This window comes from Endozoicomonas sp. ALB115, assembly GCF_049310245.1.
Lineage (GTDB): Bacteria > Pseudomonadota > Gammaproteobacteria > Pseudomonadales > Endozoicomonadaceae > Endozoicomonas.
The window spans coordinates 1-15,453 of the sequence record NZ_JBLYZG010000089.1 but is presented as its reverse complement, the minus strand read 5'-3'; the positions used below and the strand labels follow the sequence as shown (position 1 = coordinate 15,453).

The following is a 15,453-nucleotide window of genomic DNA, read 5'->3' as shown; positions in this document are numbered from 1 at the left end:
TGGTTGTCATCAGCAGGCGTCTTTACCGCCAGTCAGATGTAGGTTCTCCCACAGGGGACTTTCACCCCATCAGTTCATGCCCATGCCGGGCTGGAAGTTTTTTATAATTTGCAGATCTTGTTTTTGATATGGGAAAAGAATAAATTCCCAAAAACGTATTTTGTATCACTTTTCCCTTGAATTATTGAGATAGCTGAGTAAGACCGTATTTGAGAGCATCAGAGAAATCCCGCTCTGATGCTCTTCTGCTCAACAGGCCCTATGCTTTCTTCTTCTGATAAACCTTCACGCCAACAATAACAGCAGCAGCCATTAAACCGGCAAACAACAGATGATCCGGTTCCGTCAGCTGATGCCAGATAGCCGCCATCACGCCACCGGTAGAGTGATCTCCCGGGTGGGCCATAGCCTGACTGGCGATCAGGGTACTCACGCTGGCCAGTGACAGTAATTTGATGTTCATGCCTGTTTTCCTTGTTTGGATTTTATAAGTTGAACCGTCGGATATTCTACGTGGTTGCTGCTGCTTCCGGCATTTTGGCGTCCAGCATGCCTTTATCGATAATGAAATCGATGATCTCCCGCACGCCTTCGTTGGCCTTCAGGTTGGTGAAGAAAAACGGGCGGTCTCCCCGCATTTTTCTGGCATCCCGATCCATCACTTCCAGAGAGGCTCCAACATAAGGTGCCAGGTCTGTTTTATTGATGATCAGCAGGTCGGAGCGGGTAATGCCCGGGCCACCTTTGCGTGGGATTTTGTCACCGGCAGAAACGTCGATGACATAGAGGGTCAGATCAGACAGTTCCGGGCTGAAAGTGGCACTCAGGTTATCGCCACCAGACTCTACCAGAACCAGCTCAAGACCGGGGTGGCGCTGGTACAGCTCATCAACTGCCGCCAGATTCATGGAGGCGTCTTCACGAATGGCGGTGTGTGGGCAGCCACCGGTTTCTACCCCGATGATCCGGTCTTCGTCCAGCGCTTCATTGCGCATCAGAAATTGGGCGTCTTCTTTCGTATAAATATCGTTGGTGACCACGGCCAGATTGTAATGGTCGCGCATGGCTGCACAGAGTTTGGTCAACAGTGCGGTCTTACCGGAACCGACCGGGCCACCGACACCGACACGCAGGGTTTGTGGGGTTCTTGATGTTGTCATGGTGATTGTCCTTGTTATTAACGGGTAAATGGTCAGGTTAAGAGCGGAATAGCCTCGAATACTGATGCTCATGCCAGCAACTGGCCATGGCAAAGTGCATCAGGTTGTTACCAATTTCATGATCTGCCAGTGACTGGGCCTGGGTGAGTGCAGGTTCTATCCCGTGAATCAGGCGCTTCAGAATATGCTGGGCATCGGTCTGGCCAAGGGGAACGGCTTTGGTGGCTGCGGTTACCTGGTTCTCACACCAGGACCAGAGCAACCCTGTCGCAGCGGTTTTCTTATCGATGCCATGACATAACGAGGACAGGGCGAACATGGCGGCCTGTGTCGGCGATTGCAACCAGTCCGTGCGGGCTTCGTCCGGATACATGGACTTGACCCAGACAGCAAAGGCCCGGCCAACCTGGCAGTCTTCATCGTATAACTCCCTGGTCTCCCGAAAAGCCAGCAGCGTTTCGTTCCAGTGGCTAACCTGCTGCCGGTCTTCTACTGCAAAGGCGTCGTATAGCCGGAAAAACACCGGTATATCCAGACGGGCCATGCCCTGTTGCATCAGTTCACTGATCCAGTTGCCGGTGGTCTCACGGTTATAGCACCACTGTCGGTCAATGGCGGTTTCCAGCCCCTGGGAGTAAGCAAACGCACCAACCGGCAGTGCCGGGCTGGCCAGATGCAGCAGACCCAGCAGCGACTCAGTGGTGATGCTCATGATGGGCGTGTCCATGTTCGTGAGCATGACTGTGCTGATGATGGGAATGACCTTTGCTATAAGCACCGTTCTCAGGCTCAAAGGGAGCCTGTTCATGGTCCAGTTCCAGTCCAAGCAGGGACACCATATCATCCAGAACATGGTCAACCTGGTAGCGTAGCCAGTTGTCGCCTATCTGCAAGGGAACGTGGCGGTTGCCCAGGTGATAACAGGCCCTGGCAAAGGTCAAGGGATCCTTGCAACGGGCGGTGGTGACGGCTTCACTGGCGGCGGTAATGCGGATGATCTCGCCGGTTTCAGCTTGCAGCAGGGTGCCGTCACGCATAACGTCGCCACGGTCAATAAAAATACCGGCATCCCGGCCACTCACCGTAACGGCTTTCAGTCGTCCACGTTTGCGTTGATCAAAAGGGAGCAGGAGTTCATCAGAAAACTCACTGCTCGCCTTCGGGAGGCGCTCGATTAACTTCAACATAAACGATCCTCGGTTTCAGAATAAGAAATAACGCTGGGCGAGCGGCACCACGTCTGCCGGTTCACACACCAGCAGCTCACCATTGGCCCTCACTTCATAGGTTTCCGGGTCCACCTCCATCCGGGGCTGCCAGGTATTGAGCACCATATCCGCCTTGCGGATGGTCCGGGTATTTTTAACGGCAGATAAGGTTTTCTTCAGGCCCAGTTTTTCACCAATACCAGCGTCCAGTGCCGCCTGGGAAACAAACGACAATGAGGTGTCAGCAACGGCCTGTCCCATAGAGCCAAACATGGGGCGATAATGAACCGGCTGCGGTGTCGGGATGGAGGCATTCGGGTCACCCATCGGTGCCGTGGCGATAGCACCCCCCTTAATCACCAGTGACGGTTTAACGCCGAAAAATGCCGGTTTCCACAGCACCAGGTCGGCCAGTTTACCCGGCTCAATGGAGCCGACTTCGTGGGCAATACCATGGGTAATGGCGGGGTTGATGGTATATTTGGCGATATAGCGACGAGCCCGGAAGTTATCCACCCCGGCATCGCTATCTTCTGGCAACAGTCCCCGTTGTACTTTCATTTTATGGGCGGTCTGCCAGGTTCTGCTGACCACTTCGCCGACCCGTCCCATGGCCTGAGAGTCTGAGGCGATCATACTGAAAGCGCCCAGGTCATGGAGAATATCTTCCGCCGCAATGGTTTCCCGGCGGATACGGGAGTCGGCAAAGGCCACATCTTCAGGAATATTGGGGTCCAGATGATGGCAGACCATCAGCATGTCCAAATGCTCATCTACCGTATTGACGGTGTAGGGGCGTGTCGGATTAGTCGACGATGGTAGTACATAGCTTTCGCCACAGGCTTTAATAATATCCGGTGCATGGCCACCACCGGCCCCTTCCGTGTGGTAGGTATGGATCACCCGACCTTTAAAGGCGGCCAGTGTGTCTTCCACAAAACCGGATTCGTTCAGGGTGTCGGTATGGATTGCCACCTGAATGTCGTATTTCTCAGCCACCGTCAGACAGCAGTCAATAGAGGCCGGTGTGGTTCCCCAGTCCTCATGGAGTTTCATGCCCATGGCACCGGCCAGCACCTGTTCTTCCAGGGCTTCCGGCAGACTGCCATTGCCTTTGCCCAGAAAGCCAATGTTCATGGGCAGGCTGTCCACGGCCTTGAGCATGGTGCTGATATGCCAGGTGCCGGGCGTACAGGTGGTGGCATTGGTGCCGGTGGCAGGCCCCGTGCCGCCACCGAGCATGGTGGTGACACCGGAGGTCAGGGCTTCTTCAATCTGCTGGGGGCAGATAAAGTGAATATGGGCATCGACACCACCGGCGGTAATGATCTGCCCTTCTCCGGCAATCACCTCGGTGCCCGGGCCGATAATAATATCCACACCTTCCTGAACATCCGGGTTACCCGCCTTGCCAATTGTTTCAATACGACCCTGTTTGATACCGATATCGGCCTTGACGATACCCCAGTGGTCGAGAATCAGGGCGTTGGTGATAACGGTATCCACAACCTCTGCGCCGGGCCGCTGGCTTTGTCCCATACCGTCCCGGATTACCTTGCCACCGCCAAATTTCACTTCATCCCCGTAGACCGTGTAATCCTTTTCGGGGCTGATAAACAGTTCGGTATCCCCCAGACGAACTTTGTCGCCTACGGTGGGGCCAAACATATCCACATAGGTTTGCCGGTCCATCTGCGTACGTTTGATGGTCATTGTGTTTCTCCCGGCTGTTTTGGTTCTGGCAGTGTGCCCATCACCTCGCCACGGAATCCGTAAATGGTCTGTTTGCCGGCATAGCGAACCAGTTCGACCTGTCGGTCCTGGCCGGGTTCAAAACGGACAGCTGTCCCTGCCGGGATATTCAGGCGAAACCCGAGGGTCTGCTCACGGTCAAAAGCGAGGGCGGGGTTGGTTTCATAAAAGTGGTAGTGGGAACCCACCTGGATAGGACGGTCACCGGTATTGGCCACCGAGAGGGTTACGGTCTCCCTGCCGACGTTAATCTCAATGGGTTCGGCAGAGGCAATCACTTCTCCTGGTATCATGATCAATCCTCAGGCTATGGGGTTATGGACGGTGACCAGCTTGGTACCATCGGGGAAGGTGGCTTCCACCTGAACCTCGTGGATCATTTCCGGAATACCGTCCATCACCTGCTCACGGGTGATCACTTCACGGCCTTCATTCATTAACTGGGCCACTGTTTTACCGTCACGGGCACCTTCCATGATATGCATGGAGATCAGCGCGATGGCTTCCGGGTAGTTCAGTTTGACCCCGCGCCCTAAACGACGCTCGGCAACCAGTGCTGCGGTATAGAGAAGCAGCTTGTCTTTTTCCCGGGGGGTAAGTTCCATAGTGAGATCCTGCTTTAATTATTCGTTAATTTAGGTATTCCAGATGCGTGGCCGACACCCTTTGCGGCCATTGAATCGTTCTCTCTCAGCTTCCCAAATCCAGGTAAAAATGGTTCTGGCCTGCTCTGATGAATCGCCCAGGTAACGCACAATAAACACACCGGCCCGCCAGGTGATGGCGGTTACCCGGTGCCAGCCTTTATCGACCAGCTGGCTGTGCAGGCCGGGTAAGTCTGGCGGGCTTTCCAGGGTGATCAGAAAGGTGCCAAAGACCGTGTGATTATTGAGCCCCAGAAGGGAAGTGGGCAGTACAGACCCGGCAGCAAAATCAAGCCTGTCAAGGTAAAGCGGTTCGCTGTCCCTGGTCAGGGTGAGATGCTGGGTGAGTTGCCCACGGGTAAACTGCTCACCGCTGGCGGTTCGACCCAGACAGATAATATCCCAGCCTGCATAGAGTGCATCGCCAGTTAGTTCAATGCGGGTATCAAGCTCGGTAATGGCACCATTAAACAGGATGGTTTCCTGAGGCAGCCACTCCATGGAGGCTGAGTCGCTGACCGTGATATGCGTTGTCTGTTTTTGTAGTTGACCATTGCCGTTGAAATAGACTTTACCGGCAGCCGGGGTTGTGACCAGCCCATGGGCACCTTTTCTGATGGCAAAGCGCTGTACCAGTTCATCTCCGGCCACCAGACCACCGGGAGGATGCAGAATATAAAGATGGGTCAGGTCTTTGCCTTCCGGCCAGAAAGGACGTTGAATGCGCAGCGGCCCATAATGGCGGGTTCTCCCCATCAGGGTACGTCCATTCAGGTGTTTAAGTTCTACGTCTATCCCGGCACGCCAACCCGACGACGATGCCACGGCGCTATCAGGCCTGCTGCTCTGGTTACTCTCTGTCTCACCCGATGATGCTTGCATATTACAGCCTTGTGCTTTTTCTTATCCGGGATCATTTATTGGTGATCTTTTTGTGATCAATGGCAAAACCTGTGCCAGACACAGTATTTCACTGAATACGTCACTTGTCGCCGACATAATACCTGACCAAATAGTCATTATGAATGCCTTGATTTGGTGCGGCATCAGTTAATGTGCCTGCAAGGCGCGCCAAAATATGGCGTGACCCCTGTTGTTTCCGGCAAATGCCTGCCGGTCTGGAAAATTCAGGGCGGAGGCTCTCTTTCCCTGCCCGCTTTCCCATGGTGCAAGCACCGAAACTGACCATGGCACACCTCTTGCTATCCCCCTGTTCAGGAAAAGAACAGCGAACAATAGATAGCGGGGAAGCTATGAACAACCGGTTAAACAAACTATCCAGAAACTTTTTAACGGCATCGGTGGCTACTGCCGCACTGTCATTGTCAGTGATGGCACAGGCTGCAGACACCATTAAGGTTGGGGTGCTTCACTCCCTTTCCGGCACCATGGCCATCAGTGAAACCACGCTGAAAGATACCGTGTTGATGATGGTGGAAGAGCAGAATAAAAATGGTGGGGTGCTTGGCAAGAAGCTGGAGGCAGTGGTCGTTGATCCGGCCTCGGACTGGCCACTGTTTGCTGAGAAAGCCAGGGAGCTGCTGGTTAAGGAAGACGTCGATGTTATTTTTGGCGGCTGGACTTCCGTATCCCGCAAATCGGTACTGCCGGTGGTGGAAGAACTGAATGGCCTGATGTTCTACCCGGTTCAGTATGAAGGGGAAGAGTCCTCGAAAAATGTGTTTTATACCGGCGCGGCACCCAACCAGCAGGCCATTCCGGCGGTGGATTACCTGATGAGCGAAGAGGGTGGCGCGGTCACCCGTTTTGTTCTGGCCGGTACCGACTATGTTTATCCAAGAACCACCAACAAAATTCTGGAATCCTACCTGAAAAGCAAAGGTATCAAAGATGCTGACATCATGATCAATTATACGCCGTTCGGTCACTCAGACTGGCAGACCATTGTTTCTGATATCAAGAAGTTTGGTAATACCGGTAAAAAGACCGCGGTGATTTCCACCATCAATGGCGATGCCAATGTTCCATTCTACAAGGAACTGGGAAACCAGGGGGTTTCGGCTGAAGAGATTCCGGTGATTGCCTTCTCGGTGGGTGAAGAAGAACTTTCCGGCATTGATACCGGGCCACTGGTAGGTCACCTGGCGGCGTGGAATTATTTTATGAGTGCTGAAAGTGACACCAATGACGAATTTATTGAAACATGGCAGTCTTTTATCAAGGATGAAGAGCGTGTTGCCAATGACCCGATGGAGGCCACTTACATCGGCTTCAATATGTGGGTTGAGGCGGTTGAGAAGGCCGGTACCACCAACGTTGATTCAGTGCGTTCAGCGATGTATGGCATTACCGTTCCTAACCTGACCGGTGGCACAGCGGTGATGAATACCAACCACCATCTGACCAAGCCGGTATTGATTGGTGAGATTCAGGATGATGGTCAGTTTGAGATTGTCTGGGAAACCAAAGGTGGCGTTATTGGCGACGCCTGGACCGATTTTCTGCCGGAAAGTTCCAAAATTGTTGCTGACTGGTCGGCACCGGTTCAATGCGGCAACTATAACCTGGAAACCGGCGTCTGCTCCGGCCAGAACTACTGATTTATAAGATGATATGACAATCAGTGCCCTCCTTCCGTCAGGGAGGAATGGGCGTATAAGGATGTATTATGAATCAGAACCTCCGGCAGATGGTTCACAGTCTGCCAGCCCGCTTTCTCCTGTTCCTGCTGCTGATTTTATCGCGGCCGGTGTTGGCGGTGTCGCCCGAAGACCTTAAACCATTATTAAGCAAAAGTTCCTGGGGACAGCTGGAAGCTGTGATCACGTCCCTGGCGGAAGAAGGCAGCGAGTCCAGCCAACAGATTCTGGAACATTGGCTCAATGGCAAACTGTTTGTTGAGAAACAGCATAAACGACTGGTGTTCGCCGAAAAGACGCCGGATAAACAGTATCGGATTTTTGATCCTTTCCCTGCCAAGGGGGAGTTGCAAGGTGCGTCTTCAGTCCTTGGCACAGTAAAGAAAAGAGCGCTGAAAAAAGTAAGAATTAATAATCAACTGCGCTCAATCATTAAAACAGCACTGGCATCCTGGGACTTGAAAGCCAGTGACCCACAAACCCGCATAAATGCCTTATACGCCTCTCTGAAAACGCTGGATAGCAAAACGCTGGGTACACTCAGAACTATGAGGGCCAGCGAGGAGAATCAGGGAGTTATCAATGCCCTGGATATGGCTCTGGCCCTGGATCGCTTGCAGACGGGTTCGATCAGTGAACAAATAGCAGCGGTTGAGGTACTCACCCGTTCTGATCACCCCTTTATTCGTTCCGCACTGGCGGAGGCAGTAACCGCTACGGACCATACCACGCTGGCACAAACCATCACAACGGCACTGGCCGAAATTGACCAGCGACAGCAGTACTATACCGTGGCTGAAAATATCTTCTTTGGCTTGAGTCTTGGCTCTGTGCTGTTGCTGTCGGCTATCGGGCTGGCGATTACTTTCGGGGTGATGGGCGTGATTAATATGGCCCACGGAGAGATGATGATGCTCGGTGCCTATACGACGTTCGTCATTCAGTCTGTATTCCCGGAACTGATTGATCAGTCCCTGTTTATCGCCATACCCCTGGCCTTTCTGGTTGCCGGCGCTGCCGGGGTGCTTATTGAGCGGCTGGTTATCCGCCATCTCTATGGCCGTCCCCTGGAAACCCTGCTGGCGACCTTTGGTATCAGCCTGATTCTTCAGCAGGCGGTAAGAACGATCTTTTCACCACTGAATCAGGAAGTGGCAACCCCCGCCTGGATGAGTGGCTCGTGGGTAATTAATGAGGCGCTGTCGCTTACCTGGAACCGTTTATACATTGTCGGTTTCAGTCTGCTGGTGTTTATGGTGCTGCTGCTGGTGATGCGTTACACCCGCTTTGGGCTGAATATTCGCGCGGTGACCCAGAACCGCGCCATGGCCAGTTCCATGGGTATTCCTACCGGCCGGGTGGATGCCATGACCTTTGGCCTGGGCTCCGGTATTGCCGGTGTGGCGGGCGTCGCCCTGTCGCAGTTGACCAATGTTGGGCCAAACCTTGGCCAGAATTACATTATCGACTCCTTTATGGTGGTGGTGTTCGGCGGCGTAGGAAACCTGTGGGGCACATTGGTCGCCGCCATGGGGCTGGGTGTGGTGAATAAGTTTCTGGAGCCCTGGGCTGGTGCCGTGGTTGCCAAGATTCTGGTATTGGTTTTCATCATTCTGTTTATCCAGAAGCGACCCCGGGGGCTGTTTGCGCTCAAGGGGCGGGCAGTTGAGGGCTGACACATGACGAATGGATTCCAACAGGGGTTTTTATCCCGACTGTTACTTGAAGATCGTGCCGGTAAACTTCTTCTGTCGTCAGTGATGGCAATCACGATTGTGGTGGTGTTGCTCAACACATTGATGCCGGAAGGTTCTCCCCTGCACGTCAGCAACTATACCGTTACTCTGCTGGGTAAGTATCTCTGCTATGGATTGCTGGCCCTGGCATTGGATCTGGTCTGGGGATACTGCGGGATTCTCAGCCTGGGTCATGGGGCGTTTTTTGCCCTGGGCGGTTATGCCATGGGTATGTACCTGATGCGCCAGATTGGAGACCGTGGTGTTTATGGCAACCCGGAACTGCCGGACTTTATGGTGTTTCTGAACTGGCAGGAGCTGCCCTGGTACTGGTATGGGTTTGACTCTTTCGCTGTTGCCCTGGTAATGGTCGCCCTGGTGCCCGGTCTGCTGGCTTTCCTTTTTGGCTGGCTGGCTTTCCGGTCCAGGGTGACCGGTGTTTATCTCTCCATCATTACTCAGGCACTGACGTATGCCCTGATGCTGCTGTTCTTCCAGAATGACTTTGGCTTTGGTGGTAATAATGGCCTGACTGACTTTAAGGATCTGCTGGGTTTCAGCCTGCAAAGTGACCGTACCCGTGTGGTACTGCTTATGGCGTCTGCACTGGCACTGGTGCTGGGTTACCTGGTGTGTCGCTGGCTGGTGAGCAGCCGTTATGGCCGGGTGCTGGTGGCAGTGCGGGATGCTGAGAGCCGGGTACGCTTTATGGGCTACCGGGTTGAACACTACAAGCTGGTGGCGTTTACCCTGTCAGCAGTGCTTGCCGGTATTGCCGGTGCCCTCTATGTTCCCCAGGTTGGCATTATTAATCCGGGTGAGTTTTCTCCCATCAACTCTATTGAGCTGGTTGTCTGGGTAGCCGTCGGTGGTCGTGGAACACTCTATGGTGCGGTGATTGGTGCGGTCGTTGTTAACTACGCAAAAACCTGGTTTACCGGCGTTATGCCCGATGCCTGGCTGTTTGCCCTGGGGGCGCTGTTTGTTATTACTACGCTATGGCTGCCTAAAGGTTTGGTCGGTCTTTATCAACAGATAGCGGGCTTTATCAATGAGCGTCGGGATCCGCAGGGCAACAGAGCTGAGAGAAAGGAGTTAGTGGATGGTTGATAAACATATACCCAACGACACCTTGCTCTATCTCAACAATGTCACGGTCAGTTTCGATGGCTTCCGGGCATTGAATGAACTCTCCTTTATGGTGCGGGAAAAAGAGCTGAGTGCGATTATCGGCCCCAATGGTGCGGGTAAGAGCACCATGATGGATGTGGTGACCGGTAAAACCCGACCTGACTCCGGTGAAGTGTTTTTTCGTGGCAACGTGGATTTGACCCGCTATGACGAAACCGACGTCGCCAATATGGGGATTGGCCGGAAGTTTCAGAAGCCCTCCGTGATTGAAAGCCTGACGGTCTGGGAAAATCTGGAGCTGGCCATGACTGGACGACGAACGCCTTTTGCTGCCATGTTTGGTGCACTCAGCGCAAAAGGTGCCAGAAGAATCGATGAAGTGATGGCTCTGATCCGATTGTCAGACCGAAAAGGGTGGTTAGGGGCCTCATTATCCCACGGACAGAAACAGTGGCTGGAGATTGGCATGCTGCTGTTACAGGAACCGGAGCTATTGCTGGTGGATGAACCGGCGGCGGGTATGACCGATGAAGAGACCTTCAGAACGGCGGATCTGTTAAAAGATCTGGCCAGAGAGCGCAGTGTAGTAGTGGTTGAACATGATATGGCGTTTATCCGGGCGCTGGAGTGCCCGGTGATGGTGCTGCATGAAGGCAGTGTGCTGGCGTCTGGTTCATTGGACCATGTTCAGCAGAATAAAAAAGTCATCGACGTTTACCTGGGTAGATAGGAGGAACAATGTGATGCTGGAAGTACAGGGCATTGATGTGTTTTACGGTGCCAGCCAGGCCCTGAAGTCGGTAACCATTGCCGCGCATAAGGGACAGGTGACCAGCGTTATGGGGCGCAATGGTGTTGGCAAAACCACCCTGATGAACGCTGTTGCTGGTCGGGTAACGCCCGCCTCTGGCAAGATCCTGTGGCAGGGCAGGGATATTGCCAGCAACCCCGCTCACTCAAGGGCACGGAACGGTATCGCCTATGTTCCCCAGGGGCGGCAGATTTTTCCTTTACTGACGGTGCAGGAAAACCTGGAAACCGGTTTTGCCTGTCTGCCCCGGGCAAAGCGGCGGATTGATCCGGAAATCTTTGATCTCTTTCCCGTGTTACAACAGATGCGCCATCGTCGGGGTGGCGATTTGTCCGGTGGTCAGCAACAGCAGCTGGCCATTGCCCGGGCACTGGTAACCCGGCCAGAGCTGTTGATTCTGGATGAGCCAACGGAGGGCATTCAACCGTCCATTATCAAGGATATTCAGTCGGTTATTGGTCTGCTCCGGGACCGGGGTGAGATGGCCATTCTGCTGGTTGAGCAGTTCTTTGAGTTTGCCCGTGACCTGGCGGATACCTTTGCGGTGCTGGATCGAGGCGAGGTTGCTTTGGCAGGAGCCGGCAACGACATGGATGAAGTTGCCGTTCGTCGTTTAATGACTGTTTGATAGCTGGTCATTGTATTCAGTGTCACCGCTGGTACCCTGATTTTCAACCCCGTTTAGGCACTGTCATTTAATAACTTTGACGTTTCAGTAAGCGCTTCCTACCACCGGAAAAAGGCAGGCCGCTTGTGATTTTGCGGCCAGCAGGGGGTGAGCTTGGGAATTGTCCCTGAAACTTCCTATTTTTGCCACGGAGACACGGAGAATAGAAAAAAATCTTTTCCTCCGTGACTCCGTGGCAAAATTTTTTCTTGACTGGGTTAGCACCGGGAATGTGGAAGTTATTTCATGACAGTTCCTTAACAAGTCTCAGTCAAATCCGGAACTTATTCCGAGACAATTCCTTGTTGGGAGCATTAAAAAGAATACCTCAGGTACCAGTTCGATGGTACTATTTCACCCCTATACAACTATAAATAAATTGTCGTGTAATGCAAAACTGCCTTAATACTCAAGTAAATGGAATAGAGGGGCGGTAGCGTGAGTGCGGTTCGAAAGTTGTTTTATCATTTTTTGATTTAAGCTTCCGGGTGTTGATCTGGCCCTCATTTTTTATCAGCGATCAACAGGGCTTAGGAATTGCCCCGGAATAATTTGTACATTTCTGAGTTTCAAAACCACGTTCGTCCTGAGCCTGTCGAAGGGCGTGAACTCCGGCCTCATGTATTGTGCCTATCACCCTTCGACAAGCTCAGGATGAACGGAGATCGAGTTCAAAATATCGAAATTATTTCGTGACAATTCCTTAAAACCGCTTTACCACCGCGATTGAGTACATGGATATATCATTGTTGTATTGACATTGGCATGACCCAACAACTCTTGAACGGTAATGCTTCAACAGACGCTTTGGGCAACAACGTCATTCTGTCTTTGCCACCCTTGCCATGGCGAACGGTAATTTCCATACGCCCAAAATCAACATCCTGAACCCTGAGACGGAGTGTTTCCTTCAGTCGAAGACCGGCACCATACATTAATTGGGCGACTAATAATGGTGTGCCTTTGAGATAGGACAAGACAGAGTTGGCTTCAGTCACCGAAAACACAACAGGGAGTTTTTTTGGCCGTTTTGCTTTTAGCCAGTCATTGATCGTAAAGCTGTCACGCCCCCAGCACTTGTTTGTACAAAAAGACCAGGGCACTCAATGCCTGCTGCTGAGTGCTGATAGCAACGTGCTTTTTCATCACCAGATGGGTAAGAAAATCACGGACATTATCGCCAGTCAGTAAATCGGGATGACGCATTTTATGAAATTTTATAAAGCGTTTAATCCAGTCCCAGTAGCTGCGCTCGGTAGACAGAGAGTAACCGTCAGAGCGAATGGCAATTTGAAAGCGTTCTTGTAATCTCATATAAGTCCTACTTGATACTGTGTTTTTATACAGTAAAAGCTAGTTCGTATATGCAAAAAATCAACTGAATGGTTAACATGTTTTTTTGAATGAAAATAAAGCAATCTTTAATCACACGGGTTGCTTGACCGAAAAATATACGAATTACTAAATGCGAATCAGAAGATATAGCCCTATGTACGGGACAAAAAATCTGGAGGCCAGAGCTGGCAAGAGTTCAGAGGGGATGAGCTGACTCTCCATGTAAGGTAATCTATGCGGTCTCTAACCTCCGAACAGATTATCGTAGTAGAAGTACATGGAAGAAGTCAGCTCATTAGCCAAGGAGCTTAAAGCTCATCTGCCCTGGCATCAAGCCCGGATTATTTTTCTTGCCCAATTCATTCTCGGCCTGATACGTGGGCGATCATGCAATCTTTACCGTGTAGCAGAAGAGTTCCAAAGCAAGTCTCAGGCAGAATCAAGCTATCGTCGTATAAAGCGCTTTTTTGCCGGTTACACCTACTGTTATGAACAGCTGGGTAAACTGATACTTCACTGGCTGAACCTCGACAGATACACACTCTGCATGGATAGAACCAACTGGCAGTTTGGCAGTCAGCATATCAACTATCTCGTGGTTGCTGTTGCATGGCAGGGAGCGTCTATTCCCATTGTCTGGATTTGCCTCGATAAGAGTGGCGGCAACTCAAATGCTGAAGAGCGTATTGCTATCATGGAACGAGTCCTGAAATTGATTCCAGCGGATAAGATAGATGAGCTACTTGCTGATCGTGAGTTCATTGGCCGTGAGTGGTTCAATTAGCTGGACAATCAGGGCATCTTCTGCCGACTGCGAATCAAGGAAAGCACTACAGTACTGAGTAACTGTGGCAAGAATATCAAAGCCGCACAATTGTTTTGGAACATAAAGCTTGACCAGACTGTCACTTGGCACAGCAAACGCAAAGTTTCAGGTGTTTCTCTTTATATTGCTGCAAGACGCACAATCAAGGGACTCTTGATTGTCGTGGCAACCCAGAAACCAGACACCATGATTGAGGACTACTATAAGCGTTGGTCGATAGAAACGCTGTTTGGTTGCCTGAAAAGTCGAGGCTTTGATCTTGAGTCTACCCACATGACGGATCTGGATCGCATGGACAAGCTAATGGGCATGCTTGCATTGGCATTTGCCTGGTGTTTGATTGCTGGTCACTGGCATTATGGTGAAGCGAAAGAACTCCCTTTGAATAAGCATATGCGGCCAGCCAAAGCTCTGTTCAGACTGGGAATAGACATGCTCCGCAGGGTTTTGAAAAACGAGGGTTCAAAAAATGATCAGATTGGATTTCAGACCCTGCTTCAGGTTTTGTCCCGTACATAGGATATAGCCTTTAAAATGCAGAACGCTGTGTAAGTCGCGCTGCATGGGGGTATCGGCTGGTGCGTATAGCGAATCTACAGTATGTTATGCGAAACTGATTCGTGTAAACGACTGTTATACGCTCATACAACAAAACACCAAAAATACAAAGTGGCACACAAAGGAGTGATAAAATGAAGAAGCTTGGAATATTGTTTTCTGCAATGGTATTAATTCAAGGGTGTTCTACCACTGATATTAATCAAATTGCAAGTGATGCTGTTTCCGGTGCAATTGACGGGGTGTTAAAATCAACAACAGATGTTGGATCTATAATACCAGAAACTTCTAAATCCAGATCCTACTCTGTTGAAAGTAAAAACATTTCAATAGTTGAAGCATCAAAAACTAAGAGAGAGCTTGGGAAAATATCTATTACTAAAACAGAGAAAAACCCCAAAAACCAGACAAAGCTTGTGTTAGATTCCTGCATGCATCCAAGGATTGGTACTTTAAGATGTGGCGGTTACATCTTTGAAGTTACTTCTGAGGGGTGGTTAAAAGAAGACCCAATAACATTCGACGATCTAAATTATCCAGAATTGACTCTTGCTGCAGGAAAGTACTATATAAAAGCACTTAACTGGGAAACAGGTAGAAATCGCTTTGTGACAGGAGAGTTCACTGTAAAGCCTTTTGTAACAAATTTGGTGAGTTTAGAACTTGAGTAATCACCGCGTATACATCGGGTAAGGGCTGGTCTTTCTCCGGCCCTCCCCACAGCACCCGGCATGCGGGTCCGCACCGGGCGGTTCAACGATGATGGTGAAACCTGACCCATAAGTCTTTCAATGAAACAAGCCCAACTTTCGCGAGGTAACTGTTATTCAGTGCCTGCTGTACCGCATAGGTTTTACTCAGACGGTAATACCCTTTGCTGCTGGCTGCGATCTTGGCAGCGTTCACTTTATCAACGCCTAACCTGACCAGATTTTTAAAACGGGTTTTCGGCTTGCGCCATTGCTTCAGAAAGCAGCAACGGATTCGCCGACGTATCCATTGATCCAGCAGGGGAATTGGTCGGT

At 51.2% G+C, this 15,453-nt stretch carries 17 protein-coding genes and 1 pseudogene; 7 read left to right on the top strand and 11 right to left on the bottom strand.

Annotated features, from left to right (window positions below):
• Nucleotides 1-259: 259 nt before the first annotated feature.
• Genes ACO6VE_RS22550 through ACO6VE_RS22515 form a run of 8 tightly spaced genes read right to left on the bottom strand, consistent with a single transcriptional unit; the run spans nucleotide 260 to nucleotide 5,646 of the window.
• Nucleotides 260-463, bottom strand: a complete 204-nt coding sequence (locus ACO6VE_RS22550) for a HupE/UreJ family protein (protein ID WP_422463571.1) — start codon at nucleotides 461-463, stop codon at nucleotides 260-262.
• A gap of 46 nt (nucleotides 464-509) precedes the next feature.
• Nucleotides 510-1,160 carry an urease accessory protein UreG gene (gene ureG, locus ACO6VE_RS22545; RefSeq protein WP_422463569.1) on the bottom strand — a complete coding sequence of 217 codons (651 nt, stop codon included), beginning with the start codon at nucleotides 1,158-1,160 and terminating at the stop codon, nucleotides 510-512.
• A 37-nt stretch (nucleotides 1,161-1,197) separates the two neighbouring features.
• The gene (locus ACO6VE_RS22540) at nucleotides 1,198-1,872 is read right to left on the bottom strand and encodes an urease accessory protein UreF (protein WP_422463567.1); all 675 of its coding nucleotides are present in this window, start codon (nucleotides 1,870-1,872) and stop codon (nucleotides 1,198-1,200) included.
• Entirely contained in the window at nucleotides 1,856-2,347 is a 492-nt protein-coding gene (gene ureE, locus ACO6VE_RS22535) for an urease accessory protein UreE (RefSeq protein WP_422463565.1), read from the bottom strand. The genes ACO6VE_RS22540 and ureE overlap by 17 nt, the downstream gene beginning before the upstream one ends.
• Before the next feature lie 15 nt (nucleotides 2,348-2,362).
• Complete coding sequence (gene ureC / locus ACO6VE_RS22530; protein WP_422463563.1) at nucleotides 2,363-4,081, bottom strand: urease subunit alpha; 1,719 nt, start codon at nucleotides 4,079-4,081, stop codon at nucleotides 2,363-2,365.
• Entirely contained in the window at nucleotides 4,078-4,413 is a 336-nt protein-coding gene (locus tag ACO6VE_RS22525; RefSeq protein ID WP_422463561.1) for an urease subunit beta, read from the bottom strand. Before ACO6VE_RS22525 ends, ureC begins: the two co-directional genes overlap by 4 nt.
• Nucleotides 4,414-4,422: 9 nt before the next feature.
• Nucleotides 4,423-4,725: an urease subunit gamma gene (locus tag ACO6VE_RS22520; protein ID WP_209204055.1), complete on the bottom strand. Its 303-nt coding sequence runs from the start codon at nucleotides 4,723-4,725 to the stop codon at nucleotides 4,423-4,425.
• Nucleotides 4,726-4,755: 30 nt separating this feature from the next.
• On the bottom strand, nucleotides 4,756-5,646 hold the full coding sequence (locus ACO6VE_RS22515; RefSeq protein ID WP_422463559.1) for an urease accessory protein UreD: 891 nt from the start codon (nucleotides 5,644-5,646) through the stop codon (nucleotides 4,756-4,758).
• A 449-nt stretch (nucleotides 5,647-6,095) separates the two neighbouring features.
• Here ACO6VE_RS22515 and urtA point away from each other — a divergent pair, with 449 nt between their 5' ends.
• The 5 genes from urtA (at nucleotide 6,096) to urtE (ending at nucleotide 11,670) form a co-directional block, all read left to right on the top strand.
• On the top strand, nucleotides 6,096-7,325 hold the full coding sequence (gene urtA, locus ACO6VE_RS22510; RefSeq protein ID WP_422463573.1) for an urea ABC transporter substrate-binding protein: 1,230 nt from the start codon (nucleotides 6,096-6,098) through the stop codon (nucleotides 7,323-7,325).
• Nucleotides 7,326-7,393: 68 nt separating this feature from the next.
• Entirely contained in the window at nucleotides 7,394-9,040 is a 1,647-nt protein-coding gene (gene urtB / locus ACO6VE_RS22505) for an urea ABC transporter permease subunit UrtB (RefSeq protein ID WP_422463557.1), read from the top strand.
• Nucleotides 9,041-9,043: 3 nt separating this feature from the next.
• The gene (gene urtC / locus ACO6VE_RS22500) at nucleotides 9,044-10,210 is read left to right on the top strand and encodes an urea ABC transporter permease subunit UrtC (protein WP_422450629.1); all 1,167 of its coding nucleotides are present in this window, start codon (nucleotides 9,044-9,046) and stop codon (nucleotides 10,208-10,210) included.
• Complete coding sequence (gene urtD, locus ACO6VE_RS22495; protein ID WP_422463556.1) at nucleotides 10,203-10,961, top strand: urea ABC transporter ATP-binding protein UrtD; 759 nt, start codon at nucleotides 10,203-10,205, stop codon at nucleotides 10,959-10,961. Before urtC ends, urtD begins: the two co-directional genes overlap by 8 nt.
• 13 nt (nucleotides 10,962-10,974) lie before the next feature.
• Complete coding sequence (urtE, locus tag ACO6VE_RS22490; RefSeq protein ID WP_422450631.1) at nucleotides 10,975-11,670, top strand: urea ABC transporter ATP-binding subunit UrtE; 696 nt, start codon at nucleotides 10,975-10,977, stop codon at nucleotides 11,668-11,670.
• Nucleotides 11,671-12,452: 782 nt separating this feature from the next.
• Here urtE and ACO6VE_RS22485 read toward each other — a convergent pair.
• Both ACO6VE_RS22485 and ACO6VE_RS22480 read right to left on the bottom strand, forming a co-directional pair.
• Complete coding sequence (locus ACO6VE_RS22485) at nucleotides 12,453-12,812, bottom strand: tyrosine-type recombinase/integrase (RefSeq protein ID WP_422450632.1); 360 nt, start codon at nucleotides 12,810-12,812, stop codon at nucleotides 12,453-12,455.
• Nucleotides 12,772-13,023 (bottom strand): site-specific integrase, encoded by a 252-nt coding sequence (locus ACO6VE_RS22480; protein WP_422450633.1) that lies wholly within the window; start codon nucleotides 13,021-13,023, stop codon nucleotides 12,772-12,774. The genes ACO6VE_RS22485 and ACO6VE_RS22480 overlap by 41 nt, the downstream gene beginning before the upstream one ends.
• A 298-nt stretch (nucleotides 13,024-13,321) precedes the next feature.
• Between ACO6VE_RS22480 and ACO6VE_RS22475 the strand changes: the two are divergent.
• Together ACO6VE_RS22475 and ACO6VE_RS22470 are read left to right on the top strand one after the other, a co-directional pair.
• Nucleotides 13,322-14,389: pseudogene (locus ACO6VE_RS22475) on the top strand (IS4 family transposase).
• Nucleotides 14,390-14,562: 173 nt separating this feature from the next.
• Nucleotides 14,563-15,099, top strand: coding sequence for a hypothetical protein (locus ACO6VE_RS22470; RefSeq protein ID WP_422450634.1), 537 nt, complete (start codon nucleotides 14,563-14,565; stop codon nucleotides 15,097-15,099).
• 82 nt (nucleotides 15,100-15,181) lie between these two features.
• Here ACO6VE_RS22470 and ACO6VE_RS22465 read toward each other — a convergent pair.
• On the bottom strand, nucleotides 15,182-15,453 hold a 272-nt coding region (locus ACO6VE_RS22465; RefSeq protein ID WP_422463554.1), incomplete at its 5' end, for a group II intron maturase-specific domain-containing protein.